Consider the following 24,879-nt stretch of genomic DNA (forward strand, 5'->3'; position numbering starts at 1 on the left):
GGAGAAATGGAAAGACGATCATTTGCGGAAAATATGTAAAAGCTGTTTCGAATAGTTCTAAAAATAGGGATGATCATCTCATTTCCATAAAATTTGTGATAAAATATTTCAGGAGAGAAAAAGAAGGGGAACTGGAGGGGTGTTAAGTTATGGCGAAATGGAAAGAAAATTATCAACGATGGATATCGAAAGAAGATATAGATCAAGAGCTAAAACAGCAATTACTAGAAAAAGCAGACAATGAACTCGAATTAGAGGACTGCTTTTATAAAAGCTTAGAGTTTGGTACAGGAGGAATGCGGGGAGAAATTGGCCCAGGCACAAATCGGATGAACATTTATACAATCCGCAAGGCCTCTGAGGGATTGGCAAGATATATTGAATCTTTTGGAGAAGAAGCCAAAAGACGCGGCGTGGTAATTGCTTACGATTCCCGCCACAAATCGCCGCAATTTGCTATGGAAGCGGCAAAAACTATCGCAACGCATGGTATTCAAACTTATGTATTTGATGAATTAAGGCCAACTCCTGAATTATCTTTTGCTGTCCGTTATTTAAACGCATTTTCAGGTGTTGTAATAACGGCAAGCCATAACCCGCCGGAATATAATGGATTTAAAGTTTACGGAGAGGATGGAGGTCAGATTCCTCCAAAAATAGCTGATGAAATCATCAAAAAAGTGAATGAAGTTGAAAATGAATTAGAAGTTGCTGTTGAAAATGAAGATATTTTAAAACAAAAAGGCTTGATTAAAATCATTGGAGCGGAAATAGACGAAGCATATAATGAAAAGATCAAAACGATTTCACTGAATCCTAATTTGGCAAAAGAAGTAGATGTAAAGGTCGTTTTTACGCCGCTGCATGGTACTGCCAATAAACCGGTTCGACGAGCTCTTCAATCATTAGGCTATCAAAATGTAACCGTCGTCAAAGAGCAGGAGCTTCCAGATCCAAATTTTTCGACAGTGGCTTCGCCGAATCCTGAGGAGCATGCAGCGTTTGAGCTAGCGATAAGAGAAGGGAAACGCATTGATGCTGATATTTTAATCGGAACTGACCCTGATGCTGACCGTTTAGGAGTTGCTGTCAAAAATGACAAAGGCGAATACATTGTGTTAACAGGAAACCAAACGGGTGCGATTTTGCTCAACTATATCCTTTCTGAGAAAAAGAAAAAAGGATTGCTGCCTGAAAATGGCGTTGTTCTAAAAACGATTGTTACGTCGGAAATAGGCCGTGCAATAGCGGAAGAATATGGACTAAAAACAATTGATACGCTTACCGGGTTTAAATTTATCGGGGAAAAAATTAAAGAATTTGAACAAACGAAACAATACAAATTTCAATTCGGTTATGAGGAAAGCTACGGATATTTAATTGGCGATTTTGCCAGAGACAAAGATGCCGTTCAAGCGGCCGTTTTAGCTGTTGAAGTATGTGCATTTTATAAGAAAAAAGGGCTCACACTTTATGACGGATTAATGGAAATTTTCAATCGATACGGGTATTACAGAGAAGGGTTAAAATCGTTAACCTTAAAAGGTAAGGACGGCGCAGAACAGATTAAGCGAATTTTAGAATCTTTCCGCCAAAATCCGCTTGTTGAAATTGCAGGTAAAACGGTTACGATTATCGAGGATTATTTAACAAGTGAACGTACATTGCTTCAATCGAACAAAAAGGAAACAATTGATTTGCCAAAATCAAATGTATTGAAATATTTCCTTGAAGACGGATCTTGGTTCTGTTTGCGGCCTTCGGGAACCGAGCCGAAAGTGAAATTTTATTTTGCTGTTCAGGCCGATTCACTGAATAATAGTGAAAAGGCATTGGAAGAATTAATAAATGCCGTAATGGAAAAAGTAAATGATATTTTGACAGTTAAAAAAGCTTAACTCCATTTCGATTGAGATCCCTTCAGTCTGTCCAATAAGTCTTAAAAATAAGAGCGAGGGAGAAAAACAAGACGTTTTTCCACCCTCGCTTTTTCGTTTACGCTCTTAAAAAAGCGGGCTAAGTCCCGAGTTTTGGCAAAGTTGATAGCCGATTATAGCAGCGGATCAATAGCCATGAAAAAAGGCTCCTGAAAAAACGGGCTTTCGGCAAAAACGATCGCCGCTTTCAGCATTGAAGCAATAACTTAAACGACTAAAACAGAAAGAAAAAGCAACCCCATTTTTCAGAAATAACTTTTCTGAAAAAAGGTTGCTTAAACTATTGAGTCACCTTTCTGGAAACTATTTCAGCGCGATTTCCGGTTCAACCTCTGTTACGTTTTCTAATGCATGGTCAATATAACGAAGTAAAGCATATAGTTTATGCTCAATAATTTGATAATCGTGTTCAAAATTATAAGCGTGTAAAAAATGCTCAATTTTTTTGGAAAGAAAATCGTCGTTTGTGCGCACCATTAAAATAATCAAATTGTCCCATTGCGAACGGTGCGTGTAATATAATGCTTTGTCGTAATCCATTTTATTCATAATAAACATCCCTCCCTAAAAGGAGTTATGTTTATTGTATGAATAAATCTGTTTTTTGTACCGTTGCAAATGTTGGACATAACAACAGCCGTTTCTTTCAAAACAAATGTATAAATGCCTCATTCAAAAAACGAAAGACCATTAAAGGCTTTTTTCTACTTCACATTAAACAAATGCTTCAATTCGTTTTGATTTATGATTAAATCAGCGAGTGTGTACTGATCCAGCACTTGTAAATAAGCTTGCAAGGCTTGCTGGAAAACATGGCGCAGCCTGCAGACGGATGTGATCACACATTCGCTGTTTTTTTCATTAAAACATTCGACAAGATGGAAATCTTCTTCAGTTTTTCTGACCACATCGCCAATATTTATTTCAGATGCAGGACGTGCTAAACGGAAACCGCCATTTCGTCCTCGAATCGTTTCAATATACCCGTTTTTCCCAAGCTGGTAAATGACCTTCATTAAATGGTTTTTTGAAATGCCGTACACATCCGCAATTTCTTTAATATTGGATAATTCCTCTCGGTTTTTCGTGCCAATGTAAATGAGCACACGGAGCGAATAGTCAGTATAGTTTGTAAGACGCATTGGCCTCCCTCTCTTTGTCCGTACTAGCTCCATTATACACTGATGGATAATTTAGGTTCAAAAATGTGACATCTTTTCAAAAGATGTATTTAAAATATTGCTTTTAAGACGAAGATCAACTACTTTAAAGATATATATAAAATACATCTTTTTTCAAAACAAAGGAGTGCAAATTTATGTTATCCGAACGTACTATTGAAATTATAAAGTCCACTGTGCCTGTTTTAGCTAAGCAAGGAACAGAAATCACAAGTCATTTTTATAAACGAATGCTTTCCAATCATCCGGAGTTATTAAATATTTTTAATCATACAAACCAACAGAAAGGAAGACAGCAAACAGCGCTAGCAACCACACTTTATGCTGCTGCCGAGCGCATTGATCAATTGGAGACGATTTTGCCAGTTGTGAAGCAAATTGCTCATAAACACAGAAGCTTAGGGGTTAAAAAAGAACACTATCCAATTGTCGGCGAAAATTTATTAGCAGCTATGAAAGAAGTGTTAGGCGATTTAGCAACAGATGAAATTATTTCTGCGTGGGAAGAAGCTTATAACGAAATTGCAAACGTATTTATCGAATTGGAGCAACGAATGTATGCTGACGCTGAAAATATGGAAGGTGGCTGGAAAGACTTTAAGCCGTTTGTTGTTGTCGATAAAGTAAAAGAAAGCTCTGTTATTACATCGTTTTACCTAAAACCGAAAGATAATGCTGTATTGCCATCATTCCTGCCCGGACAATATGTTACCGTAAAAGTAAAAATAGACGGCCATCAATATTTGCTGAATCGTCAATACAGCTTATCAGACGCTCCTGGCAAAGAATATTTTCGAATTTCTGTTAAACGTGAGGCAGAACCGGATCAACCAAAAGGGATCGTATCGAATTATCTGCACGATGATGTTCAAATTGGCGATGAGCTTAATATTAGCGTGCCTGCTGGCGATTTTACATTGGATGTCACGCAAAACTCGCCGGTTGTTTTCATCAGCGGCGGTGTTGGAGTAACGCCAATTATGAGCATGCTGAATACAATAGCAAAAGAAAATCCTTCTAGACCGGTTCGTTTTGTTCACTCTGCTAAAAATGAAGATGTTCATGCTTTTCGTTTGGAAGTAAAAGAGTTAATGAACAGGTTGCCAAATGGAACATCCTTTATTTGTTATACGGAGCCGTCACGTCAAGAAAGCGCCAATCATACAGGTTATATGACTAAAGACATTCTTAAGCAATTCTTATCTGAAAATGCAGATTATTTTATTTGCGGCCCTGTGCCATTTATGAAAGCAGTCATTAATTATTTAAAGGAGCTGGGGGTTGCTTCCGAAAATATTCATTACGAATTTTTTGGCCCAGCTTTACAAATTGCGCAGCCTGAAGGTTCGACCATTTAATGTAGTTTTTCCAAAAAAGTTTTTAATATTTGGTGCCGTGAGAAGGCACCATTTTTTTATAAGATTGTGTATTTTTGAACAGGAATGTCTCCCTTTTTAGCTTTTCGTTTGGTGACAGGCAGTTCAAGATGTGAAATGGAAATAGTGCAATCTGACACAACGTTCAAAATGTTTTTCATCATCTCCCGTTTGTTTTCATAAATTGTTGTAAGGAAAAAGAAGGGGGATGAACAATGAACAAGGAGGATCATAAAGTTCTTCAATATGCGATTGAAGAAATAACAGAAATCGCAAAGGGGTTTGGTCTTGATTTTTATCCGATGAGATATGAAATTTGTCCAGCTGATATTATTTATACATTTGGTGCATATGGAATGCCGACTCGTTTCTCCCATTGGAGCTTTGGAAAGCAATTTTATAAAATGAAGCTCCATTATGATTTAGGTCTTAGTAAAATTTATGAACTGGTGATTAACTCAAATCCTTGTTATGCCTTTTTGCTTGACACTAATTCTCTTATTCAAAATAAACTAATTGTTGCACATGTCCTCGCGCATTGTGATTTTTTTAAAAACAATATCCGCTTTAGTAATACGAAACGGGATATGGTCGAAAGCATGGCGGCAACAGCGGAAAGAATCAAGAAATATGAACTTTTATATGGAAAAAGAGAAGTGGAAAAATTTTTAGACGCGGTTTTATCCATCCAAGAACATATTGATCCGTCTTTAGTTCGGACAAAACTTTCTTGGAGCTTGGATGATGTTGATGAGGAAGAAGAGCATAAGACATACAAAACACCGTATGATGATCTCTGGTCTTTAGGAGAAAAAAAAGAAAAAAGTGAACAGACAATCAAGAAAAAGAAAAAATTCCCTCCCAAACCGGAGAAAGACGTGCTTTTGTTTATCGAAGAGTATAGCCGGGAGCTTGAAGACTGGCAGCGTGATATTTTAACAATGATGAGAGAGGAAATGCTATACTTTTGGCCTCAGCTTGAAACAAAAATAATGAATGAAGGCTGGGCGACGTATTGGCACCAGCGGATCATGAGAGAGCTGGATTTGACCTCTGATGAAGCAATTGAATATGCTAAATTAAATGCGGGTGTCGTACAGCCGTCAAGAACGAGCATTAACCCTTATTATTTAGGTTTAAAAATATTTGAGGATATCGAAGAAAGGTATAACAATCCGACCGAGGAAATGAAAAAGCGGGGAATTCAACCCGGTTCGGGCAGGGAAAAGCTGTTTGAGGTGCGGGAAATTGAATCGGATATTTCATTTCTTCGCAACTATTTAACAAAAGATCTTGTTATGCGGGAAGACATGTACTTATTTCAAAAACAAGGCAAAGACTATAAAATTGTTGATAAAGATTGGGAAAAAGTGCGGGATCAGCTCGTAAGCATGCGGGTGAATGGCGGTTTTCCGTACATTACGGTAATGGATGGGGATTATATGAAAAACGGCGAACTATATTTAAAACATTGGTATGAAGGGATTGAACTTGATATTAAGTACCTTGAAAAGGTGCTTCCATACATTTATCAGCTTTGGGGGAGAGGTGTCCATTTAGAAACGATTATTGAGGATAAACCTGTTTTATTTAATTTTGACGGCCGGAATGTCCATCGAAAATATTTGTAATGATGGGGCAAGATTGTCTTGCCCCACGGAATTTGTTTTTAGGCTTTAGGAAAAACGGTGTCAGCATCATTTTTTAAGATGCTTCTTCTTTTGCTTCCACAGGGGAAGCTTTTTTCTTTTTTAAATATCCGGCAAAAATAACGCCTGCAACAAGAATAATCGTTAATCCCCATTTTAGAAGCGGGTTTTCTTCAAAGAAGCCTTTTAGAAATTTTTCATCAACGATCATTTTGGCTGCAGTAAAGGCAATAACGGCAGCCCCAATTGTCACGATAACTGGGAACCGTTCAATCCATTTGATGATGAGCGTGCTGCCCCACACAACGATTGGAATGGAAATTAACAATCCGATTATGACTAAAAGGAACGATCCGTGCGCGGCACCGGCAACCGCTAAAACATTATCAAGCCCCATTAAAGCGTCTGCTACAATGATCGTTTTCATAGCGGACCAAAAGCTATTCCCGGTATCGACGTTATGCTCTTTTTTATCGATGAGAAGTTTATAGGCGATCCAAAGGAGAAGAATTCCGCCGACTAATAGCAGTCCAGGGATTTTTAAAAGCCAAACAACCGCAAGCGTCGCAATTGCACGGATAAAAATCGCTCCAAATGTCCCCCATATAATGACCTTTGTTTGTTGATGTTTCGGCACATTTCTAGCTGCTAAACCGATTAGAATGGCATTATCACCAGCTAAAACAAGGTCAATGATAACAATCGAAAGTAATGCTGAAAAAAACTCAGGTGAGAATAGTTCCAATATTTATCACTCCTCAAATATTTTATACTCATTTCGATGTTTTTATCCTTTGTTATGCAAGACAATATTTTTCCTGTAATTCCTTCGGAGCCATTTTGATCATTTGCTGCATGATAAAAGTAAATATAACGACATCATCCACAATTCCAATTAAGGACAGGAAATCTGGGATTGCATCGAACGGCAACAGGAAATATCCAATTATGAAAGCGATCGAGAATAGCTTTTTTTTCCTATTCACCTCCTTCGATAAGAAAAATTCAAATATAAAAGGGAAAAATGAACGAAAGTTATAAATGAACCGAATTCTTTTCCATATTTTTCTCATCGTTTTCCCCTCCACTAGGTTTATTTTTTAAAATTTGTATTGTGTCATGATCCAGACTATCGATTCCTTCTTCAAACACTAATGTTGTTTTAAAACGGTATGTTAAACTGTCTGTTGTTGCGGGAAGATGCTTTGGTAAAACAAATTCAAAAGGAATTTTTGCGCAATCAGCTGGATCGATTATGTCAGGAGCGAATAACGTAATGGAGGCGATTGATTGCTGATCAGCCTGATTGTTTATTTTCATAAGATCACATTGCAGCTGCTTAATCTTTTGGGTTATAGTGCCTCCTTTAATGTAGAGCGTGCCTGTTACTTTTTCTCCTGGAGAATAAGTTTCTTTATCCAGTACAAGATCGACTGTTGCAGAGCCTATTCCGATTTTGGACATATATTTTCTAAGCAGCAACTCAAATCATCCTCCCAAAAATTGTTTTAAGATACAAAAAGACCTTTGCCATTTTTATGGCAAAGGTCTCGCTAACAACATCCAGTTGTTCAATAAAGCCGGTGGATAGCTCCACGAAATGACGACTTTATTGTTAAGCTACTCCCCTTTGGGAATTTTTACTTTATTCCGTTTTTCTAATTTGATTATATTGGTCAAATTGCGATTTGTCTAGTATTTTTTTTTGTCTGAAGTAAATGTGTTTTGCAAAATGTCGGAACAAATAACAATTTATAAAAATAATAAGGAATTTCAATAGTTCAAATGGAAAATCCGCGATATAATAAGGATAACATGATGATTTTGAGTATAGAATAGATAGGAGAATGATGTATTGAAAATGAAAAAGTATCTTCCGCTTATCATCATTGGTATTGCCATTCTTATACTAATACCGTTCAGCATCCCGATATTGCTTGCGCTGCTTACAGCTCTTGTACTTGAAAAGCCTATCAGCATTCTCCAAAATCGATTTAAAATAAAAAGACCTTATGCAGTTTTGCTCATTTTTGTTGTTTTTTTACTCTTATTATGTATTCTAGGCTTTGGTTTGATAAACTTTATATATACAAACTTTGTGAGTTTTATAGAAAATATCCCTTTATATGTTAGAAAATTCAATCATGATTTTATTAATCCTCTTCTTGATACGTGGGAAAATTATTCCGCTTCCCTTCCAGAAGGTGTCATGACGTCTATTGAAATTTCCATTAATAATTCTGTCAATGCAGTTGACGGTCTTGTGAAGCAATTGATGGAATCGCTCATATTATTTGTTTCCGGCATTCCTGGCTTTTTCATTGAAGCGCTGATTTATTTGATTGCTCTTTATTTAATCAGTTTAGATCTGCCGAAAATATGGGCTTCGCTCGAGACCATGCTGACAGAAAAAACGAGAAATAAAATAAAATATGTTGTGAATGATCTTTACAAAGCAGGCTTCGGCTTTATTAAAGCGCAAGTTATCTTAAGTTTGCTGACATTTATACTAGCTTATATTGGGTTGGTGCTGCTTCGTGTAGATTATAGCTTGATTTTGGCAATCATTATCGTGGTTGTTGACATCCTTCCAATATTGGGAACAGGATCGGTGCTGGTTCCTTGGGCTATTTATGCATTTAGCCAAGGGCAAACCAATCTCGGAATAGGATTAGTTGTCTTATTTCTTGTGATCACTGTCGTCAGACGTGCTGTCGAACCGAAAATTATGTCGACCAACATGGGAATAAGCCCTCTTGCCGCCTTGATCAGCATGTTCATTGGACTAAAGATGCTCGGTATATTAGGTTTATTTTTAGGTCCTGTTGTTGTGATTTTGTTTGAAACATTGCGAAGAGCAAACATTATAAAGCTTAACATAAAAATTTAAAAAGGTTTTCCTTAAATTTTGAGCGGAAAATTTGGATTAGAAGCAATAGGAGGATTGAAAAAAATTGCTTAGAATATGTAAATACATGATATTCTAAATATTGGAACGAATGTTGCAAAATTGGATGCGGGAGGCAAGCATTTTGTTTAAATCAAAACTTCATTTTTGGACGTTAGAAATACTTTTGATCATTTTGATCTTATATTTCAGCACAAAAATATCTTTTCTTTTTGAGCCCATTGTGATCTTTATAACTACTTTGTTTTTTCCTATAATTATTTCCGGTTTTCTTTACTTTTTGTTTGCTCCGATTATTGGCTTTCTTGAAAAGCGAAAAATTCCAAGAGTGCTGGCCATTTTGATTTTGTATATCGTGTTTATCGGCGGAATTTCGATCGCCATCGGATTGGTAGGGCCTACGATTGTTAAGCAGTTTAATGATTTAATTCGAAACATTCCTTTTTATATAACAAAAACGAGAGAAATCATTGAAAACCTGTATCAAACAAGCTGGTTCCAATGGGTATTGACGCAAGATTATTTTTCCATTGAAAAAATTGAGAGCACCATTACGCAATATGCATCGAGAATTACAAATAATATTACGAATGGCGTTCAGTCCGTTTTCAGCGTTATCACAAACATAACACTCATTATTGTCACGGTGCCGTTCATTTTATTTTATATGATCAAGGACGGACATAAGCTGCCGCACCAGGTCGTAAAGTTTTTTCCGAGCGATTTCCGCGATGAAGTTATGATTATCTTAAAGGAAACAGGCGAAACCTTATCTACCTATATTCAAGGACAAATGCTTGTTTCCATGTTTGTCGGGCTCTTTACGTTTATCGGATACTTAATTATTGATCTGCCATATGCTTTGCTGCTTGGAATAACTGTGGCAATCACCAATATTATTCCGTATTTAGGTCCGTTTATTGGAGCTGCTCCAGCCGTTATTGTCGGCTTGCTTGATTCGCCTTTTAAAGCACTTCTTGCGATTATTGTCGTGACAATTGTTCAGCAAATTGATGGGAATGTGATTTCTCCGTTTATTATCGGCAAGAGGCTTGATACACATCCGTTGACCATTATTATTTTGTTGCTTGTTGCAGGAAATATCGCGGGAATTTTGGGGATGATTTTGGCTGTTCCAACATATGCTGTAACCAAAACGGTTGTGATTAACTTATATAAATTAATTAAACTGAGGAAAGGGATTAAAAAGACGTAATTCAAAATATAAGCCGCTTGAAAAAGCTCAAGCGGCGTTTTTGGTTTTAAATGATGATTTAGGAGATTTACAGAGTCGGGATGACAGGATTCGAACCTGCGACCCCCAGCACCCCATGCTGGTGCTCTACCAAGCTGAGCTACATCCCGCTGGACAATCTGTATTATAAAGAAAAAATCAAACCATGACAATATGATTCAAATAAGTTTTTAAAATATAGCGCCTAGTTGGAAGCCGAGAAAGGCAAACAAAAGACCGAACGCATAGCTTGAAAGAAAATAGCAAATGGACACTGTTTTTTGTTTTTCTGTTAACAGCTGTTTATTTTCAAGCTGAAACGTAGAAAAGGTGGTAAAGGCTCCTAAACATCCCGTTCCAAATAACAGTAGATATGCTTCTGAAATATTCATGCCGATCAAAAGGCCGAGCAGGAAAGATCCGCTGACATTGATAATAAATGTCGCGACAGGGAACTTCATATTGCTTTTCTTTTTAATCCAATTGGTGACGATCAAGCGGGCATTAGCTCCTAAAAAACCTCCGATTCCTACAACGATAAAGTTGAAAAGCATTACTCTTCACTCCTATTCATGATCGGCCGTTCGTGCGATGTGCTGGGAAAGCATTTTTCGGCCAAGATGATAACCAGACGAAACAAATAAATAACCGCCTATTAAGCTTGACAATGTATACATAATGGCTGTTTCCCATTTATCGGCAATCATCAATTGAATGTTCTCAAAACTAAAAGTTGAAAATGTAGTGAATGACCCGATTAAGCCAGTACCGATCGCTGCGGCAAAATGGGGAGGAAATCCTTTTATTTTAAATACATATTCAGTCAACCATCCCAAAAGAAAACTTCCAGCCAAATTGGCTAAAAGTGTCGCTGCTGGGAAAGATCCTGTCCAAAAGCTGGAAGTCCATAGGCCGACACTGTATCGAAGGCAGGCACCTGCTATCCCGCCCAAACCGACTAATAAATAAATCATTATATTCACCTCGCAATGGTGGAAAACAACATAGCTCTTTTTAGCCAATATGATTTTCTTAATCTTCGTGAAAACTATATTTCTTTTTAGGGCATCGCCTTTGTAATTGCTTCTATAATGAACGCAATACAAGCTAAAAAGATGGTCAGTAAAGTTGAATATAACAATATGTTTCTGATGACGACAGCAGCTTTGTCGCATCTGCTGAAAGTTTGAAAAGCAAAATATACAAAGATGCCTAATAGAATCGAGGCAAACCAACTTATAAAGCCTGTTTTTGTAGCTAATTTTTGCCAATCAAACATCCAAAAATATAGAATAGCGAAATGAATTGTTACTAACAAAATTGACATTATGATCAAGGTTGATTTTAACATAGATCCCCTCCGCACATATTATACCATGGCATGGAAAAATGGGATGCTTAGGTTCCCAAAAAGATAAGCTCTTTTAAAAGAAAGTAGTTGCTTATCGAAAAATTCATTCATAGCATTCCTTTTGGTTTGGCAGCAGATAAAAAAACGGGCAGTCTCTGCTGCCCGTTATCATGAGAACGTAAATTTTTACAGCTCATCAAAGCCGTTATCAATTGTGTTGACTTTTGTATATTGTCTCGATTTTTGTTCAAAGAAGTCTGATTTTCCTAAGTCCACTTCTTCGTAAGCCCGTATCCATTTCAAAGGATTTGTCCGATAGCCTTCAAAAGGACGTTCGAATCCCAGCTGATTGGCACGGAAATTCGCATAAAATTTAATATAGCTCTCCACATCTTTTAAATGCAGGCCTTCAATGTCATTGCCGATAATTACACCGGCCCATTCGATTTCCAGCTCGGCTGCTTTCATAAATGTTTTCGAAACGAATTGTTTCAGTTCATCTGTATCATATTCAGGATATTGCTTCAGCACCGCTTTGAAAATTTTTTCAAACAAACCTACGTGTATTTGTTCATCACGGTTAATGTAGTTAATCATCGTGCTAGTGGCTACCATCTTTTGGTTTCTGGCTAAATTATAAAAGAATGCGAAACCGGAATAGAAAAATAAACCTTCCAGTATGACATCAAAGACGATCGATTTCAACAAATTCTCCACATTCGGATTTTCTGCAAATGCTTTATACCCGTTGGTGACAAATTCATTTCGCTTCCTTAAAACCGGTTCGTTCCGCCAATATTCAAATACTTCATCCTGTACGTTTTTAGGCACGATGCTTGAAAGAATATACGAATATGAATGGTTATGAATCACTTCCTGCTGAGCGAGCAAGATCATTAAGGCGTTTATGCTCGAGTCTGTAATATAATCAGCAACTTTTCCGGCATAATCGGTTTGAATGCTGTCTAATAAAGCTAAGAGGCCGATAATTTTTAAAAATGCGTCCTGTTCTCTTTCTGAAAGCTCAGGAAATTGTTTCACATCTTGAGCCATATTGATTTCAAAAGGTGTCCAAAAGTTTGCGAGCATCCGTTTATATTTTGGATATGCCCACGGGTAGGCGACATCATCCCAATTGAGCACGTTGGAACATTTTCCGTTCACTATTGCTGTTGAGCGGTTTGGTGCATCAGGATCCATAATAACTCGTTTTGTTAATGTTTGCTCCATATTAATTCCTCCTTAACTTGCACATGATTCACATTCATAAATGTCGCTTGATGTCGAACGGACATAATACGTTGTTTTTAATCCGGATTTCCAAGCTGTCAAATGAAGCTCCAGCAATTCTTTCGCTTTAATCGTGTTTAGGACGTAAAAGTTGAAGGAAATGGACTGGTCAATATGTTTCTGGCGCACTGCATTTTGTTTAATGCTCCATGTTTGGTCGATCAAATAAGCGGATTTATAATACCAAGTCGTTTTCGCATTTAAGTCGGGAACGGTAACTGGAATTTTGTAGTCTTTCTTTTCCTCTGAATAAACTTTTTGGAAAATTGGATCGATGCTTGCTGTGCTTCCGGCTATAATGGAGGTCGATGCGTTCGGTGCGACCGCCATTAAATAGCTGTTGCGAATCCCAAAAGCCTGCACTTTTTCCTTTAATTCCTGCCATTTTTTTGACGTATAACCGCGGATTTCAAAATATCGGCCCGTATCCCACTCCGAGCCTTTAAAGAGAGGGTATGCGCCTTTTTCTTTTGCGAGCTCCATACTCGACTGAATGGTTAAATACGCAATTTTTTCATATAATTGGTCGACAAATTGGACTGCCTCGTCGCTTTCCCATGTAATTTCCTTTAGTGCAAATAAATGATGCATGCCAAACGTTCCAAGACCGATTGCACGGTATTTTTCATTTGTAAGCTTCGCCTGTAATACCGGAATGTTATTTAAATCGATAACGTTGTCCAGCATCCGCACTTGAATAGGGATTAAACGTTCCAGAACGTTGTCTGGGACAGCCCGTGCCAAGTTGATGGAAGAAAGGTTGCAGACGACGAAATCGCCGGGCTTTTTCACAATGACAATTTTTCCATCTTCAACATATTGTTCTTCAACAGTAGTAGCACTTTGATTTTGCGCAATCTCTGTGCATAAATTGCTGCAATAAATCATGCCGGCATGCTTGTTTGCGTTTTTTCGATTCACTTCATCCCGATAAAACATAAAAGGCGTTCCCGTTTCAAGCTGGCTGATCATAATCCGTTTCATTATTTCAATCGCAGGCACTTTTTCTTTAGATAAGGAAGGATGATTCACGCACTCAAAATATTTTTCCCGAAAGCTGCCGTTACCTTTTTCTTCATCATAATAATCTTCCAGACTGAATCCCATGACTTTGCGAACTTCGTGGGGATCGAACAAATACCAGTCCCCGCGCTTTTCAACTTGCTCCATAAATAGGTCAGGAATGCATACACCTGTAAATAAATCATGGGTGCGCAGCCGTTCATCTCCGTTATTTAATTTTGCATCTAGGAAGGCGAAAATATCTTTATGCCAAACATCCAAATAAACGGCAATTGCTCCTTTTCTTTGGCCGAGCTGGTCGACGCTCACTGCAGTATTATTTAATTGCTTCATCCAAGGAATGACACCTGATGAAACTCCTTTGAACCCCCGGATATCGCTTCCGCGGCTTCTGATTTTCCCTAAATAAACTCCAATGCCTCCGCCGCTTTTAGAAACATTGGCAATATCAGTGTTCGAATCATAAATGCCTTGAAGGCTGTCGTCTACCGTATCAATAAAGCAGCTTGAAAGCTGACCGACTGATTTTCCTGCATTAGCCAATGTCGGTGTTGCAACCGTCATATATAAATGGCTCAATGCCCAATACGCTTCCTTTACAAGATGCAAACGTTTGGACGGATGCTCGTTGATCATTAACGTCATAGCGATGATCATAAAACGTTCCTGTGGAAGCTCAAATGTTCGTTTATAAAAATCTTTAGCTAAATACCGGTCGTAAAGGGTCCTTAATCCGATGTATGTAAACAGCTTGTCCTTCTCAGGATCAATGGCATTTCCCAGCTCCATAATTTCCTCTTTTGAATAATGCTCTAGCAAAAGAGGGCTGTAGATTCCAAGATCGGTTAATGTTTCGATTAACAAATAAAAATCGCCGTAGCCCGGTTGGTTGTAATTTCTGTTTTGGCTCGCTTCATAGTAAATTTTTTCAAGAAATACGTGTGCAGCTAAAAAAGTCCAATCCGGCTCACTTTCCGAAATGTTTGCTAAAGCTTCAATAATCAGCAGGTTTGTAAATTTTTCAAGATCATCAATCTGCTGGTATTGTAGGGTTGTCGACACTCTCTCGCTGTATTCATGAAAGGAAAGGGATGGAAACTTTTTTTCAAGCTGTCTTAGATAAAGCTCCCAATCGCTCCTGTTAAAATGATTTTGAAAAACCTCGTATAGATTTAATGCTTTCGTAATATTCATCAAACATCCTCCTTATCAAAATAAAAAACCGCTCAGGAAGCTGAGCGGATCAAACGATGATTAAAAGGGAGGCAGTTTACAAGGCGAAACTACTCCATTCAAACCATCGTTTCATCTTCCCAACCCCCGAAGAATTAGAAACGTTCGGACAAAGGCAGGTCTCCTGACTCGTGCTTCATCCTACTTTGAATCCTTCCCATACGAACCGTACAGTGGATTATTCATTTCGTAGCACTCACAGTTGCGGGGACAGTTCCGGATTCTCACCGGATTCCCTTTTAAGCTGAAAACAGCACCTTTGTCGTTAGGTTTTCAATATATAGTATTTAATTGTTTTTGATTACACAATATATAGATTTTTGATGTTATATATTCATCATAATCGTACTTGGCGAAAATTGCAATAAAAAAGTGAGGCTGATTGAAATTTTGCAACCTCACGAAACAATTAATGAAACTGAATATCAATTTTCTTTTTGTTGTTTTCGGTTTGTTTTGGAATACGGATTTCCAAAACGCCATTTTTATATGTCGCGCTCACTTCTTCTTCTTTTACATTTGCCGGCAATGCAACAGCGCGGTGAAACCGCCCTACAAACCGTTCGCGTCTATGCATTTCTTCTTCCTTTACTTCTTTGCTTCTTTGAATTGTGCCGCTGATCGTAAGAACGTTGCGATCAAGATGAATGTCAACGTCTTCCTTTTTTTCAAGGCCGGGCAAATCACACGTAACAATTACTTCATTAGCAGTTTCATGAATATCAAGCCGGGGGGTATTCATAGTCTCAAAGTTTTCAAAAAAATGCGGGAAGCTTTCAGAAAAAACGCGATTCATGTTTCGTCTAAATTGGTTGATCTCAGAAAAAGGATCGTAAGGAATGAGAGCCATATGATTGTTCCTCCTTTGATTTTTTTACAGAAAATATTATTTGTGTTGGGAAGAGAAATATACATAAAGCAAAGTTTAAATTACTGTTTTTAATCATAAAAATATAAATAAGTCCGCTGCGTCCAAATCGTTTCGTGTTTGTTGCTTTTAAAAGCACAACCTAGCAAAACTTGGTGAACGAATGGATAGCATATTGTTGTTATTAAACAAGAGTTTACATACGAAGAAAATTAAGTAAGCTGCTTAATTGCAGCCATGCTGGGAATTAACAGATCAGCTGGATAAATTCACAATGATTGGAAACCGCTGTTGGACAACTTTATAAATTTAAAAATTATTCATTCGTTGCACATTCTGAAACAACGGTGTTGTGAAGCCAATCTGCAGGCAATAATATAAAAAACAATAATAAAAAAATTTTGAATATTAAAAAATATAAAGAAGGGAGGGAAAAGCTTTATAACCTTGCAATTCAAAAAATGAAAGCGTTTAACTAATGCTTTTAGGGGGTATAAAATGGTGGGAAAAGGTAAATTTTGGAGTGTTCTTTTTATTACTATAATGTTGATTTTATCAGGTTGTTCAGGATCGGCTGTAAGCAATAGCAAGTCTAATTCCAGCGGTGAAAAAGATACAATCAAAATTGGCGTCATCCTTTCTTCAACTGGAACATTCGCTCCGCTTGCGGAAAGCATTAAAAATGGATTTAACCTTTATCTTGAAGAAAATGATAACAAGTTGGGCGGAAAAAAGGTGGAAATAAAATTTGAAGATGATGAAGCAAACCCGCAAGTTGCTTTAAGGAAATATCGCCAATTAGTCAAGAATGAAAAAGTAGATATACTTGTTGGACCAATTTCTTCAGCAGTCGCTTACGCATTGAGAGACGAGGTGGAGAAAGACAAAATTATATTAATTGATGCCAATGCTGCCGGAAACGATCTTTCCTGGAGCAAAAAAAGCGATTACATTTACCGCCTGTCATTTTCCAACTGGCAAAATGGCAGCAGTGCTGGAGAATATTTAGCAAAAAATGTTGGAAAAACAGCGGTAGCGATTGCACCCGACTACCCTGCAGGAAAGGAAGTTGTTTCCGCTTTTAAAGAAGCTTTTGAAGCTGCTGGCGGTAAGGTAGTAAAAGAAATATACCCTAAATTAGGAACGAATGATTTCGCAACGTATCTTACTGATGTAGCCCAAGTAAAGCCTGAACTAGTTTTTACATTCATGGCAGGCAGCGATGGAATTCGGTTTGTTCAGCAATACAATGATTTTGGCTTAAAGGGAAAAATTCCGCTGTCAGGTCCAATGGAATTTGGCGATCAACTGATCCTCGAACCTACTGGTGAAGCAGCAGAAGGAATCATTTCTGGCATCCTGTGCTCGCCTTGGCTAGAAAATGAAGAAAACAAAAAGTTTGTAGAGGCATATCAGGAAAAATACGGAAAGCTGCCAAACACTTTTTCAGTGGGAGGCTATGACTCCGCAAAAGTCATAGATATAGCGATTAAAGAAGCAGGAAGCACAAATGCAGAGGATTTAATAAAAGTCCTTAAAGGGATTTCCTTTGACAGCCCACGCGGACCAATTACGATTGATCCAAAAACGAACAACCCAATACAGAATTTCTACATCGCAAAGAACACAAAAAAGGATAATCAAATTGTCCCTGAAGTACTGGAGACAGTCGAAAAAGTAACGATGCCTGAAAAAGCTCCTGCAAATTAGTCCATGTAACCGGATTGGGATCTGGGGCAAAGTTCTCCAGTCCCAATTTGTCGTTTCATAAATTGAGAAAGTGGGGGATCGTTTTGTCATTGTCTATATTTTCTGTACAGCTATTAACGGGATTAGCGTATGGGATGCTGTATTTTATGATAGCAGCAGGGTTGACGATTATTTTAGGAGTTATGAATATTGTTAACTTGGCGCACGGTACATTATTTTTACTTGGATCCTATATGGCCTTTACCTTTATGAATCAACAATTCAGTTTTTGGATTGCTTTATTGCTATCAGTTGCTGTTACGGCTGTGATCGGGATTATTATTGAAAAATTATTTATTCGGCAAATTTATGGGAAAGAGCTTGAGCAGGTGCTGCTCACATTTGGTTTAGCCTTCGTTATTGCGGATACCGCAAAGTGGATTTGGGGTACAGAGCCTCAAACGATGGCTGTCCCTGCTTTGCTCGATTCGTCGATCTCCATTGGACCGATGGTTTTCCCTTTTTATCGGTTGTTTGTTGTTTTAATTGGCTGTCTGCTAGCGCTGCTTCTTTGGTATTTTGAGAGCAAAACTAGAATCGGTGCGATTATTCGTGCAGGTGTGGATGACAGGGCAATGGTTTCAGCTCTTGGAATAAATGTTGGGGTCGTATTTACTGGAGTTTTTGCTTTCGGTGCAGGATTAGCTGCGTTGAGCGGAGTATTAGGAGGACCGTTAATCGGGATGTATACAGGTATGGAATCAGACATTCTCGTTACATCATTAATTGTTGTAGTGATCGGCGGCTTAGGTTCGTGGAAAGGCTCTTTCATTGGTGCAATTCTCATCGGATTGATTGAGACCTTCGGCAAGATTTGGTTTCCTTCATTATCAATGCTAATCGTATTTCTTCTCATGGTTGTAGTATTAATTATTCGTCCTCAAGGGCTATTTGGAAGGGAGGTGGCATAGTTGAAAAAGAATATTCTAATTTTCATTGTATTTCTGCTTATTGCTTTCGTTCTGCCCTTCGTTTTAAGTGTGTATGGGATCGATCTTGTTTCCGAAATCTTCATTATGGCTATTTTTGCCATGAGTCTTGGTTTAATAATGGGGTATGCAGGAATGGTTTCACTAGGTCATGCAGGATTTTTCGGAATTGGAGCCTATACCGTGGCACTTCTCGGACCGCATATTCCAAATTCCTACTTGTTACTATTTTTTTCTATCTGCTTATCTGGTCTTCTTGCATTAGTTACTGGCGCGATATTTATACGCACTTCGAAATTTTACTTTTTAATGATTACTCTTGCTTTCGGACAATTGCTGTTTGCTCTGGCTTGGCAATTAAAGCAATGGACGGGCGGAGCAGACGGCATGAAAGTTTCCGCTCCTTTGAATCTCGGTTTTGGCGAAATTGTCAGTCCTATAGGGATTTATTCCGTAATGGCAGCAGCTTTTATTATTGTTTATTTACTGCTTAGATTTTTTGTTGAATCTCCAGTCGGTAAAATTGTCAAAGGAATAATGGAAAACGAAGCACGAATGAGTGCATTGGGGTACGATGTACGCATTTATAAGCTTTTAACATATACATTTTCCGGAGCCCTAGCAGGATTTGCAGGATCTTTATACGGATTTTACAACCTTTTTGTAAGCCCAGATGTATCGAGTTGGATGTTTTCGGGTCAAGTTATGATGATGGTAATAATTGGAGGAGTTGGTACGCTGATTGGTCCGGCAATCGGAGCTGGCCTATTCATTTTTTTACAGAACTTTATCAGCACGTACACAGAACGGTGGCCAATTATAATGGGAGCCCTGTTAGTGATTCTTGTGCTGGTTGGCAAAGGTGGAATTATCCATTGGTTTGCTTTATTGAAATCTAAGATTTTTTATAAAAAACGAAAAAATAGCGATGATTACGCTCCGCAGCATGTTGAAAAAGAGGAGGTAGTCAATTGAGTATATTAAAAGTAGAAAATATAAACAAATCATTCAAAACATTACAAGTTCTTCAAAACGTATCATTGGAAGTTCAGCCAGGAGAACGCCATGTTATCATCGGCCCTAACGGTGCGGGGAAAACAACTCTTTTTAATTGTATTACAAATGTCCTGCCAATTGACTCAGGAAAAATATTTTTGGAAGGGCAAGAAATAAGCAATATGCCTTCCAGTAAATTGGTTCATTTAGGAATGTCGCGAACGTTTCAAAAAAACAACTTGTTCGGAAATTTGACAGTCGAAGAAAATCTTCATCTTGCTTTAACAGCAACGAAACGATATCGCTACCAAATGTTTCATGCGTTGACAAAGCATATCGACCTCAAAAAAGAAACAGATGAAATCCTTGCACAATGGGAGATTTCTACACGCAGAAATGTCAAGGTGAACAATCTTTCCTATGGAGAGCAGCGGCTTCTTGAGATTTTGCTAGCGATGGCGTCTAAACCGAAGATCTTGCTTTTGGATGAACCGACATCAGGAATGTCTCCAGCAGAAACTGCACAGACAGCTGAAATGATTCAAAAGCTTCCTCGGACAGTATCTATACTAATTATTGAACATGATATGGATGTTGTATTTTCCATTGCTGACAGAATTACTGTTCTTCATCACGGAGAAGTGATATTAAGCGGCACTCCCGAAGAAGTTCGAAACAATGAAGAAGTAAGGAAAATTTACTTTGGGGGAGGTGCAAAAGCTCATGCTTGAGCTTCAAAATGTCCATTCTTACTACGGAACGAGTCATATTCTTCAAGGCGTTTCATTTTCAGTTTCAAGCAAGAAATGTGTTGCTCTTCTTGGGAGAAATGGAGCAGGTAAATCAACAACGATTCATACGATTGCCGGGCTGCTTAAACCGCGGAGGGGAAAAATTCAATTTAAGGAACGGCAGCTGAATAACCTGTTGCCTCATCAAATTTCGTGCCTTGGAATTGGATTCGTTCCACAAGGAAGGCGGATTTTCCCTTCTCTTACCATTCGTGAAAACTTGACAATGGCTGCCCGTAAAAATTTAATAGACCGAAATAATAATTGGGATTTGGAAAGGGTATATGAATTATTTCCTGTTTTAAAAGAAAGAGAAAAAAATATGGGTACTGAGCTATCAGGCGGACAACAGCAGATGCTTGCAATCGGAAGAGCTTTGATGACAAATCCCAGCTTTTTATTAATGGATGAACCATCGGAAGGATTAGCCCCTGTCATTATCGATCAGGTCGGCGATATAGTTGTAAAACTGAAGCAGGAAGGACTCTCGATCTTAATGGTTGAGCAAAATATATCACTTGCATGCAAAGTAGCAGATGAAATTTTAATTATGAACAAAGGTACTATTGTATGGCAGGGCAGCCCAGATGAATTAATGAAAAATAATGAAATACAACATAAATATCTTGGGGTATAGAAAAACACCACATAACATTTGGAAGAATATGAGGATATATGTTCAATATACGAGCATATATCCTTATTTTTTTAATCTCCAAGCAAAACGATAACGATGTTAGAACTGCGCAAACAATTTTTATAGATCCTCGTACTATTAAATTTGAACAAAACCAAAGTACTTGTTCAGCTTTTTGTGATTCATCCAGAAAAAGAAGGAAAAACATTTGCAACAAGCGGATTTGCCGACGGTACAGGCGGTATGGTGATTTATGAAGCAAACATCTCCCGGCCGCCCTCCTTTTCATCTATCTATTTATGGTTCAGTACCAATAAAAACCCCATCTCTCCTAAGTTCGGAATGATGGGGCTCAAGCGTCTGAAAAAGAATTTATATATGATTGGCCAGCTTTTTTAAATGTTCTGAAGTCTCATTGATTTGCGCAATGAAATTTGTTATATCATCAATGATTTCAGCAAAGTTTTCGAGTTCATTTTTCGTCTTTTCAGTTTGTTCTTTATTTTTGTCGAAGGCATACAAAATATTGTCGAAGAATTGGTTCATCTCTTTCATTCTTTGCGAACCATTGCTTGTAAGCTCTGTTACTTCCACAATAGATGAAGCGGTATCGTTAATTTTCGCTCTGATTTCCTCAATTAAATTGGAAACGCCAAGCACGGAATTTTTTGTTTCTTCCGCCAGCTTTCTCACTTCACTAGCAACAACAGCGAATCCTTTCCCGTATTCCCCTGCGCGCGCCGATTCAATTGCGGCATTTAAAGCCAGCAAGTTAGTTTGTTCAGCAATAGAAGTAACAATCGAGACGACATGATTAATTTTTTCAGAAGTTTGTTCAAGCGACTTTATTTTTAAAGCAATATCATCAGTCCGTTCTTTTATATTGACCATTAAACCGGAGTGAAAATTCAAGTCTTCTCTCCTTGAACTGACCTCTGCTTCGGTTGATGCCGCTGTTTCAAAACGATCAACTGCAATTAAGGCAAATTGTTTGGATCGTTCGTTAATTTTTTGTATAGCTGAATTGGCTGATTCAATAAGATCAGCAAGACGAATGGAGGTTTGGGCGATGTTTTCATGAAGCTCCTGTTTTTCCTTTTCGATTTTTTGCCGTCTTTTTAAATACTCCTCATTATATGCTTCCAGCACAATTTGCTGTTCAAAGTTTAACATTTTTGCAATGGTGACCACCGCTTTATGATAATCTTCCTTCGATGGACACGCTTTCGCAACAACGGAAAAAATAGATTTCTGTAATTGCTGGAATGAACTCATGTACCAAATCGTATCTAATCCAATGCGGACGTGGGCTACAGCAATCCGCTTCATTCTTGTTATATCTTCATCTGTCAAGGATCCGCTAAACATAAGCAGCACATGTTTTTTCAATCTTTCCTTCTGCTTTTCGATCGAGCTGTATTTATTAATTATGTCAATCAAAAATTGTTCTTGATGGAGAGCATCATAAAATGCATCGATAATAAACTTTATGTTTTCTTCAATCGCATCTTTTAATATAAGAGTACAAATAAGATCATCCTTTGTCAGGCCAACCATCGCTAATTGTCTTTGATATTTTTCATCAGTCACTTCAAGTTTTACTTGTTGAAGATCTACTTGTTTTTCAAAAAGTGATGGAACTTGTTTTCTTTTTTTAAACATTGGTTGATTTCCCCTTCAAAATTCATTATTAGTGTCCATTGTATATATCGGCAGCTAAATAATAATTTTTTCGATTATTTTTAAATTTTTATTCAAATTCGTTAAATTTTATATTCGAAAATGAACAATGTTTTATAAAGGCGAAGATTTTAGGATGGTGTAAAACAATAGAAAGACTTCATATTCGCTGAAAAGCACATTCTGAGCAAATAGCCTGTAGATGATGTTGCAGCTGGCGGTATGAATCAAGAATTTTTTTATAATCGACAAATTGCGCGTGCAGACAAGACTTCCATGATGGCGCTTTCTTTAACAAAATGATCTTCAGTTTTTTATTCCTTCTCCTAATATTTAGATATTTTAGCAAAAACATGAAACATATACCATAATTTTTTGTTTTTTTTGAAGATTAATTCGATTGTTTGGCAGTCTATCTCAATGTGATGATCTAACGGATATCGAAGGTTTTTATAGACTTTTATTACTGCAATTGTTTTTAGAAAGATCAGATTTTAAAAGCTTATAACAGCTGCTCGAACGAAATCAGGGAAACACGACACTTCGTGAGTGGATTTGAAAGTTGAAGAGAGGGCGATTTTCCTTTAATGGAATCAAGCTTGGAAGGAATAGAATTAACAGAAATAGAAAGAGGAATCTGAATTGGAAGGGTTCAAGAACAAAATGGGAAATATCAGGAGAGTGAATGGTCCCCTCCTGATTTATAGCTGTTTAAATTGCGGCTCTTCGTTTTGAATGTAATTTAGCCTCGCTTTTAAATGGTCAAGCACTTCCTGTTGTTGTTTTGCAAGGTTTTGGTATAACTGCTTAGCTTGTTGATCTTCTGTTTCCAGTGCGAAGCTATGTAAGTTCGCAACCGCACTTTCACAGCTTGAAATAGTTTCCATCAATTTTGTACCAACTGTCATTTGAAAAACCTCCTTATTCTCAAATAAAAGGAGACACGGGTAGTGCCTCCATAGCCATGAATATAAATTTTTTAGTTATTGTTGTTGGAAACCGCCAATTTGTTGTTGAGCAAGTGCAACTAAACGCTTTGTGATTTCTCCACCAACAGATCCATTGGCACGGGAAGTTGTGTCTGGTCCGAGATTTACACCGAATTCTGTTGCGATTTCGTATTTCATTTGTTCAAGCGCTTGTTGTGCACCAGGAACTAAAAGTTGGTTAGAGTTGTTGCTGCGGTTTTGTTGAGCCATAATTTTCAACTCCTTGTGAAATTTTTTTTGGCTGGGTTAGCTGGATTTGCACCAGCGTGAATCAAAAGATTCACTGCCAAACTCGGCTTAACCCACCGGGATGTATGGTGTTCATTAAGTAGTATGAGTAGGATGTAAAAATCTATTCGAAATGAGAAATGGTAATTTCTGTTTTGTGTCGTTACTCTGTAAATCAGACTAGAAAGGGAACATTATACATAAATCAACAACAAATAAAGGAGTTTTCACATGCGAGCCTGTCCGTTATGCAATGGATTTCAGCAACTTCATAAGTATTGTTCCAAATGCGGAGGCATTTTATTGGATGCAGGGAAAATAACTGATTATTTAGATGACTACAGTGCTTATATGGAAATGGACTTGATGAAGCTTTTAGATGGAAAAAGAGATTCACTAAAAAATCATCAATGCATACATCTTTTATATTGCAGCCAATGCCATGAAGAAGAGCATGCAATCATTCAGGAAACATAACGAAAGGGGCTTTTAAGCTTTAAGCTCTGAATTCTTTTACAGCTAAAATTTAAAAAGCCTGATGTGTTTTTCAAACATCAGGCTTACTTTCCGTTATTTTTCTCTATGTCAAAAGGCGGTTCTTCTTCCTCGAGGTCCCTTGCTTCTTCAATATTGGTCGCATTGTAACGGTAGTGAACAGATCCTCCTGAAAGACCTTCATTAATCATTCTGTCAATGTCCATAAACGATTGATCACGACCTTCATATAGCGAATCTTTTACTTCCTTATCCTTATCCATAACCGTATTACCCTCCTTATTCACTGGAATTATTCATTAGGTTGCTCAGGAAAAGGTAAAATTATAAAGAGA

At 37.7% G+C, this 24,879-nt stretch carries 25 protein-coding genes, 1 tRNA gene and 1 riboswitch; of the genes, 11 read left to right on the forward strand and 15 right to left on the reverse strand.

Going from position 1 to position 24,879, the window contains the following annotated elements; all coding sequences use genetic code 11:
- The first annotated feature begins 149 nt into the window (after positions 1–149).
- Positions 150–1,898 (forward strand): phospho-sugar mutase, encoded by a 1,749-nt coding sequence (locus tag NSQ94_RS04430; RefSeq protein ID WP_094244597.1) that lies wholly within the window; start codon positions 150–152, stop codon positions 1,896–1,898.
- Between the two features lie 342 nt (positions 1,899–2,240).
- Here NSQ94_RS04430 and NSQ94_RS04435 read toward each other — a convergent pair whose 3' ends face one another.
- Positions 2,241–2,486 carry a YhdB family protein gene (locus NSQ94_RS04435; protein WP_063387261.1) on the reverse strand — a complete coding sequence of 82 codons (246 nt, stop codon included), beginning with the start codon at positions 2,484–2,486 and terminating at the stop codon, positions 2,241–2,243.
- Between the two features lie 155 nt (positions 2,487–2,641).
- Positions 2,642–3,079, reverse strand: coding sequence for an Rrf2 family transcriptional regulator (locus NSQ94_RS04440; RefSeq protein WP_144597068.1), 438 nt, complete (start codon positions 3,077–3,079; stop codon positions 2,642–2,644).
- A gap of 176 nt (positions 3,080–3,255) precedes the next feature.
- Between NSQ94_RS04440 and hmpA the strand changes: the two genes are divergently transcribed.
- A complete protein-coding gene (hmpA, locus tag NSQ94_RS04445) occupies positions 3,256–4,476 on the forward strand; it encodes an NO-inducible flavohemoprotein (RefSeq protein ID WP_144597070.1) in 1,221 nt (406 codons plus the stop codon).
- Between the two features lie 233 nt (positions 4,477–4,709).
- A complete protein-coding gene (locus tag NSQ94_RS04450; RefSeq protein ID WP_144597072.1) occupies positions 4,710–6,125 on the forward strand; it encodes a SpoVR family protein in 1,416 nt (471 codons plus the stop codon).
- Positions 6,126–6,198: 73 nt separating this feature from the next.
- On the opposite strand, the gene NSQ94_RS04455 is transcribed toward NSQ94_RS04450, so the two are convergent.
- The 3 genes from NSQ94_RS04455 to NSQ94_RS04465 are packed head-to-tail and all read right to left on the reverse strand — an operon-like array spanning position 6,199 to position 7,625.
- Positions 6,199–6,888, reverse strand: a complete 690-nt coding sequence (locus tag NSQ94_RS04455; RefSeq protein ID WP_066250886.1) for a TerC family protein — start codon at positions 6,886–6,888, stop codon at positions 6,199–6,201.
- Positions 6,889–6,940: 52 nt separating this feature from the next.
- A complete protein-coding gene (locus NSQ94_RS04460) occupies positions 6,941–7,216 on the reverse strand; it encodes a DUF1232 domain-containing protein (RefSeq protein ID WP_066250884.1) in 276 nt (91 codons plus the stop codon).
- The gene (locus NSQ94_RS04465) at positions 7,179–7,625 is read right to left on the reverse strand and encodes a sporulation protein (protein ID WP_063387267.1); all 447 of its coding nucleotides are present in this window, start codon (positions 7,623–7,625) and stop codon (positions 7,179–7,181) included. The genes NSQ94_RS04460 and NSQ94_RS04465 overlap by 38 nt, the downstream gene beginning before the upstream one ends.
- 379 nt (positions 7,626–8,004) lie before the next feature.
- Here NSQ94_RS04465 and ytvI point away from each other — a divergent pair, with 379 nt between their 5' ends.
- Together ytvI and NSQ94_RS04475 are read left to right on the forward strand one after the other, a co-directional pair.
- Positions 8,005–9,033, forward strand: coding sequence for a sporulation integral membrane protein YtvI (ytvI, locus tag NSQ94_RS04470; RefSeq protein ID WP_063387477.1), 1,029 nt, complete (start codon positions 8,005–8,007; stop codon positions 9,031–9,033).
- Between the two features lie 142 nt (positions 9,034–9,175).
- Positions 9,176–10,267 (forward strand): AI-2E family transporter, encoded by a 1,092-nt coding sequence (locus NSQ94_RS04475; protein ID WP_066250881.1) that lies wholly within the window; start codon positions 9,176–9,178, stop codon positions 10,265–10,267.
- A gap of 75 nt (positions 10,268–10,342) precedes the next feature.
- Here NSQ94_RS04475 and NSQ94_RS04480 read toward each other — a convergent pair.
- The 6 genes from NSQ94_RS04480 to NSQ94_RS04505 form a co-directional block, all read right to left on the reverse strand.
- Positions 10,343–10,416, reverse strand: a tRNA-Pro gene (locus NSQ94_RS04480).
- A 60-nt stretch (positions 10,417–10,476) separates the two neighbouring features.
- Positions 10,477–10,839 (reverse strand): fluoride efflux transporter CrcB, encoded by a 363-nt coding sequence (gene crcB / locus NSQ94_RS04485; protein ID WP_063387269.1) that lies wholly within the window; start codon positions 10,837–10,839, stop codon positions 10,477–10,479.
- 12 nt (positions 10,840–10,851) lie between these two features.
- The gene (crcB, locus tag NSQ94_RS04490) at positions 10,852–11,259 is read right to left on the reverse strand and encodes a fluoride efflux transporter CrcB (protein ID WP_339230243.1); all 408 of its coding nucleotides are present in this window, start codon (positions 11,257–11,259) and stop codon (positions 10,852–10,854) included.
- A 563-nt stretch (positions 11,260–11,822) separates the two neighbouring features.
- Complete coding sequence (locus NSQ94_RS04495) at positions 11,823–12,866, reverse strand: ribonucleotide-diphosphate reductase subunit beta (protein ID WP_063387272.1); 1,044 nt, start codon at positions 12,864–12,866, stop codon at positions 11,823–11,825.
- Positions 12,867–12,878: 12 nt separating this feature from the next.
- A complete protein-coding gene (locus NSQ94_RS04500) occupies positions 12,879–15,143 on the reverse strand; it encodes a ribonucleoside-diphosphate reductase subunit alpha (RefSeq protein ID WP_339230245.1) in 2,265 nt (754 codons plus the stop codon).
- A gap of 135 nt (positions 15,144–15,278) precedes the next feature.
- Positions 15,279–15,458, reverse strand: a riboswitch (cobalamin riboswitch).
- Positions 15,459–15,591: 133 nt separating this feature from the next.
- The gene (locus tag NSQ94_RS04505) at positions 15,592–16,032 is read right to left on the reverse strand and encodes an Hsp20/alpha crystallin family protein (protein WP_063387274.1); all 441 of its coding nucleotides are present in this window, start codon (positions 16,030–16,032) and stop codon (positions 15,592–15,594) included.
- 516 nt (positions 16,033–16,548) lie between these two features.
- Here NSQ94_RS04505 and NSQ94_RS04510 point away from each other — a divergent pair.
- From NSQ94_RS04510 to NSQ94_RS04530, 5 genes are all read left to right on the forward strand, one after another.
- Entirely contained in the window at positions 16,549–17,760 is a 1,212-nt protein-coding gene (locus NSQ94_RS04510; protein ID WP_339230247.1) for an ABC transporter substrate-binding protein, read from the forward strand.
- Positions 17,761–17,849: 89 nt separating this feature from the next.
- Complete coding sequence (locus tag NSQ94_RS04515; RefSeq protein ID WP_094246385.1) at positions 17,850–18,710, forward strand: branched-chain amino acid ABC transporter permease; 861 nt, start codon at positions 17,850–17,852, stop codon at positions 18,708–18,710.
- On the forward strand, positions 18,711–19,703 hold the full coding sequence (locus tag NSQ94_RS04520) for a branched-chain amino acid ABC transporter permease (protein ID WP_094244607.1): 993 nt from the start codon (positions 18,711–18,713) through the stop codon (positions 19,701–19,703).
- Positions 19,700–20,455 carry an ABC transporter ATP-binding protein gene (locus NSQ94_RS04525; RefSeq protein WP_063387278.1) on the forward strand — a complete coding sequence of 252 codons (756 nt, stop codon included), beginning with the start codon at positions 19,700–19,702 and terminating at the stop codon, positions 20,453–20,455. Before NSQ94_RS04520 ends, NSQ94_RS04525 begins: the two co-directional genes overlap by 4 nt.
- Entirely contained in the window at positions 20,448–21,152 is a 705-nt protein-coding gene (locus NSQ94_RS04530; RefSeq protein ID WP_339230249.1) for an ABC transporter ATP-binding protein, read from the forward strand. The genes NSQ94_RS04525 and NSQ94_RS04530 overlap by 8 nt, the downstream gene beginning before the upstream one ends.
- Positions 21,153–21,524: 372 nt before the next feature.
- On the opposite strand, the gene NSQ94_RS04535 is transcribed toward NSQ94_RS04530, so the two are convergent.
- From NSQ94_RS04535 to NSQ94_RS04545, 3 genes are all read right to left on the reverse strand, one after another.
- Positions 21,525–22,814, reverse strand: coding sequence for a globin-coupled sensor protein (locus tag NSQ94_RS04535; RefSeq protein WP_066248968.1), 1,290 nt, complete (start codon positions 22,812–22,814; stop codon positions 21,525–21,527).
- A gap of 719 nt (positions 22,815–23,533) precedes the next feature.
- Positions 23,534–23,740 (reverse strand): DUF1657 domain-containing protein, encoded by a 207-nt coding sequence (locus tag NSQ94_RS04540; protein ID WP_063387284.1) that lies wholly within the window; start codon positions 23,738–23,740, stop codon positions 23,534–23,536.
- Between the two features lie 75 nt (positions 23,741–23,815).
- Positions 23,816–24,031, reverse strand: a complete 216-nt coding sequence (locus NSQ94_RS04545) for an alpha/beta-type small acid-soluble spore protein (RefSeq protein WP_063387285.1) — start codon at positions 24,029–24,031, stop codon at positions 23,816–23,818.
- Between the two features lie 249 nt (positions 24,032–24,280).
- Between NSQ94_RS04545 and NSQ94_RS04550 the strand changes: the two genes are divergently transcribed.
- Positions 24,281–24,526 carry a hypothetical protein gene (locus tag NSQ94_RS04550; RefSeq protein WP_144597080.1) on the forward strand — a complete coding sequence of 82 codons (246 nt, stop codon included), beginning with the start codon at positions 24,281–24,283 and terminating at the stop codon, positions 24,524–24,526.
- A gap of 83 nt (positions 24,527–24,609) precedes the next feature.
- Here NSQ94_RS04550 and NSQ94_RS04555 read toward each other — a convergent pair whose 3' ends face one another.
- Positions 24,610–24,807 carry a hypothetical protein gene (locus tag NSQ94_RS04555; protein WP_063387287.1) on the reverse strand — a complete coding sequence of 66 codons (198 nt, stop codon included), beginning with the start codon at positions 24,805–24,807 and terminating at the stop codon, positions 24,610–24,612.
- Positions 24,808–24,879 lie beyond the last annotated feature (72 nt).

Source organism: Aeribacillus sp. FSL K6-2833 (assembly GCF_037965815.1).
In the GTDB taxonomy this organism is placed as follows: Bacteria; Bacillota; Bacilli; order Bacillales; family Aeribacillaceae; genus Aeribacillus; species Aeribacillus composti.